Origin of the sequence: Nocardia farcinica, from assembly GCF_029867845.1 — a bacterium.
In the GTDB taxonomy this organism is placed as follows: domain Bacteria; phylum Actinomycetota; class Actinomycetes; order Mycobacteriales; family Mycobacteriaceae; genus Nocardia; species Nocardia farcinica_A.
Window position 1 is genome coordinate 1 of the sequence record NZ_JARWRU010000339.1, and the last position, 3,281, is coordinate 3,281.

The window sequence follows — 3,281 nt, forward strand, 5'->3', positions numbered from 1 at the left end:
ATCCACTTGAGCGTGTTGATCGCCGTCAGCCACAGCGGGATGAAGTTCATGCCGAAACCGCCGCCGGGCGCGAGCACGTCGTTCATCAGGTCGCTGCCCGGCACGATCGGGAAGATGGCCTGCAGCGGGGCCGGCGCCTTCTCGGCGGCCTGCACCTGGTTGATCGCGGAGTAGGAGATGCCGGACATGCCGATGCGGCCGTTGGACCACGGCTGACGCGCCGCCCACTCGATGACCTCGACGGTGTCGAGCTGCTCGCGGTCGCGCAGCATGTCCCACTCGCCCTGCGAGAAGCCGGTGCCGCGCACGTCGACCACCAGCTGGGTGTAGCCGCTGCGCACCAGGCTGCGGTCGACCGAGAAGTTGCGCAGCTCGCCGCCGCCGAGGGCCTTGGTGAGATCGGTCAGGCCCGACAGCGGGGTGCCGGTCATGTCGATCTCGCGGGCCAGGCCGATGATCGCGTCGGACAGGCCGGGCACCTCGCTCGCGTGGTCGGCGAGATTGGAGACCAACTTCGTGTACGGGGTCATGTTGACCACCGTCGGCGTCGGCTCGGGCACGGGCAGGCCGAACACGTCGGCCGGGCGGTACAGATTCGCCTTGAGCACCGTGCCGTCGCTCATGGTGATCGGCACATCCCAGGTGATGTGGATGTTCGGATAGGCCTGCGGGCCGTCGTGGGTCGCCGCCCAGGCGGCTCCGGCCGCGCCGCCGTCGGGGCCGGTCGGCAGCGGCGACGCCGTCGCGCCCGCACCGCCGAGGAACGGCAGGATCAGCGCCGTCGCCAGCCCGGCGACCGTGACCCGGAACGCTTTTCTCATGGGGAGTGGTCCACCTCTCCGTTGAAATGGGACGCCGGAATTCTGACACACTTACCGTGGAGTAAGAACCGCCGACTCGGACAGTGTGGACAACTCGGGCCCTGTGAATATTCACGCCGGGCGAATCACCGGAATTCCCGGATCGTTTCGCCGGCTTCTGTTATCGGGCGCGCGACATCGTCTTATCCCCCGGTCGCACCCGGCTCACCGCGGCGGCCCCCCCGGCGGGGGGGACCCCCCCGCCGCCGGCCCCGCGTCCGGCCCCCAGGACGCCCAAAAGGGCCCCCCCCGGCCCCCGGGGGCGCCCCGCGGGGGGGGCGTACCCCCCCCCCTCCCGGCCCGGGGCCCGCCCCCCTGCACGCTAAACGCCCCGCCCTATACCGGGCGGGCCCTTCCGACGCACTGTCCGGGACGCGAAACGCGTTCCCGGCGTTGGTCCTGCTCGCCGTCCTACTTGCCGCCCTGGCCCGCGACGGCGGCCGCGCCCGCGGCGGCGGCCTCCGGGTCCAGGTACTCGCGCGGGCGCACCGGGCGCAGGTTCTCGTCCAGCTCGTAGCGCAGCGGGATGCCGGTGGGGATGTTCAGCCCCGCGATGTCCTCGTCGGAGATCTGGTCGAGGTGCTTGACCAGCGCCCGCAGCGAATTGCCGTGCGCGGCCACCAGCACCGTCCTGCCCGACAGCAGCTCCTTGGAGATGGTCGACTCCCAGTAGGGCACCATCCGGTTCACTACGTCGAGCAGGCACTCGGTGCGCGGGATGTCGATGCCGGCGTAGCGCGCGTCGCCTTCCTGGCTGTACTCGTTGCCGTCCTCGATCGGCGGCGGCGGGGTGTCGTAGCTGCGCCGCCACAGCATGAACTGCTCGTCGCCGTACTTGTCGCGGATCTGCGCCTTGTTCTTGCCCTGCAACTCGCCGTAGTGGCGCTCGTTGAGCCGCCAGTCACGGACCACCGGGATCCAGTGCCGGTCGGCCGCGTCCAGCGCGATGTTGGCCGTGGAGATGGCGCGGCGCAGCAGCGAGGTGAAGACGATGTCCGGCAGGATGCCGTGCTCGGCGAGCAGCTCACCGGCGCGCTTGCCCTCGGCGACGCCCTTGTCGGTGAGGTGCACGTCCACCCATCCGGTGAACAGGTTGAGGGCGTTCCATTCGCTCTCGCCGTGGCGCAGCAGCACGAGGGTGTACGTCATGGCCCGTAGTGTAACGACGCGCCGGTCCTCGTCCCGGCGCGCCTCTCCTCAGGCCGGTCTGCCCAGCGCCTCTCAGGCCGGTCTGCCCAGCGCCGTCAGCAGACCCGCGCCGACCAGCGTCGCGTGGTCGCCCAGTTCGCTGGGCACCACCCGCAGGTCACCGAGGAAACGGATGCGCGCGTGCGCGCCGAGCGCCTCCTGCAGCGGCCGCCACAGCGGCTCACCCGCCTGCGCGAATCCGCCGCCGACCACCACGAGGTCGACGTCGAGCAGCGCCGCCGCCGACGAGATGACCTGGCCGAGCGCGATTCCCGCGCGCCGCAGGGCGGCCTTGGCGGTCCGGTCCCCCGCCTCCGCGGCGGCGGCCAGCTCGACCCCGGTGGCGCCCTCCCAGCCGCGCTCACGCGCCCAGCGCACCGCGGACGGCCCGCTGGCGACCGCCTCCACGCAGCCGACGCCGCCGCAGGCGCACGGGTCGGTGGAGCCGGGCACGATCATGTGCCCGATGTGGCCCGCGTTGCCGGTGTGCCCGACCGCGACCATGCCGCCGACGATGACGCCGCCGCCGATCCCGGAGGAGACCGTCATGGCCAGCGCGTCCGGGGTGGTGCGGGCGGCGCCGAAGTGCCGTTCGGCCAGCGCCAGGCAGACGCCGTCGACGGCCAGGCGCACGCTCGCGCCGGGGAAGATCTCGCGCACGGCGTCGACCAGGGCGAAGCCGTCACGCCACTCCGGGATGTTGAGCGGCTCGACCACCCCGACGGTCGCGTCCACCGGCCCGCACGCGCCGATGCCGACGATCGAGACCTCGGTGCCGTTGGCCGCGGCCAGCAGCAGTCCGCGCACCGCCTCCCAGACTCCGCTGGGCGGCACCGCGATCCGGCCCACCTCGTGGGTGACGCCGTCGGCCCCCACCAAGCCGACCGCGATCTTGGTGGCGCCGATGTCCAGTGCCAGAACAGTCATCTGCCGAAACCCCCGGTTCCCCAGGCGCGTACGCCGCTCGCCGCGCGGAGCGGCGCGGGCGTGCGCGCGTGCTTGTCTCGGCCGGTAACGCTACGTGGTTGCCGCCGCGCGAACGGCGTCAGGTGCCGTGCCTGAAGTCGTGTCGCCGCCAGGAGGCGGTGTCGTCCCGCCGCTGGGAGGCAGTGTCGTCCCGCCGCTGGGAGGCAGTGTCGTCCCGCCGCTGGGAGGCAGTGTCGTCCCGCCGCTGGGAGGCAGTGTCGTCCCGCCGCTGGGAGGCAGTGTCGTCCCGCCGCTGGGAGGCAGTGT

Annotated in this window: 3 protein-coding genes; all 3 read right to left on the reverse strand. The window is 72.5% G+C overall.

Annotated features, from left to right (window positions below; all coding sequences use genetic code 11):
* The coding region (locus QH283_RS07210; protein ID WP_280502237.1) for a CocE/NonD family hydrolase at nt 1-821 on the reverse strand (821 nt) is incomplete at its 3' end.
* A 450-nt stretch (nt 822-1,271) separates the two neighbouring features.
* Nucleotides 1,272-2,009 (reverse strand): phosphoglyceromutase, encoded by a 738-nt coding sequence (locus tag QH283_RS07215; RefSeq protein ID WP_280502238.1) that lies wholly within the window; start codon nt 2,007-2,009, stop codon nt 1,272-1,274.
* A gap of 72 nt (nt 2,010-2,081) precedes the next feature.
* Nucleotides 2,082-2,975, reverse strand: a complete 894-nt coding sequence (locus QH283_RS07220; RefSeq protein ID WP_280502239.1) for an ROK family protein — start codon at nt 2,973-2,975, stop codon at nt 2,082-2,084.
* Nucleotides 2,976-3,281: the final 306 nt, after the last annotated feature.

Excerpts from the sequence above, each read along its gene's own strand:
- QH283_RS07215 (WP_280502238.1), bottom strand. The coding sequence starts at position 2,009 with ATGACGTACACCCTCGTGCTGCTGCGCCACGGCGAGAGCGAATGGAAC.
- QH283_RS07220 (WP_280502239.1), bottom strand. The coding sequence starts at position 2,975 with ATGACTGTTCTGGCACTGGACATCGGCGCCACCAAGATCGCGGTCGGC.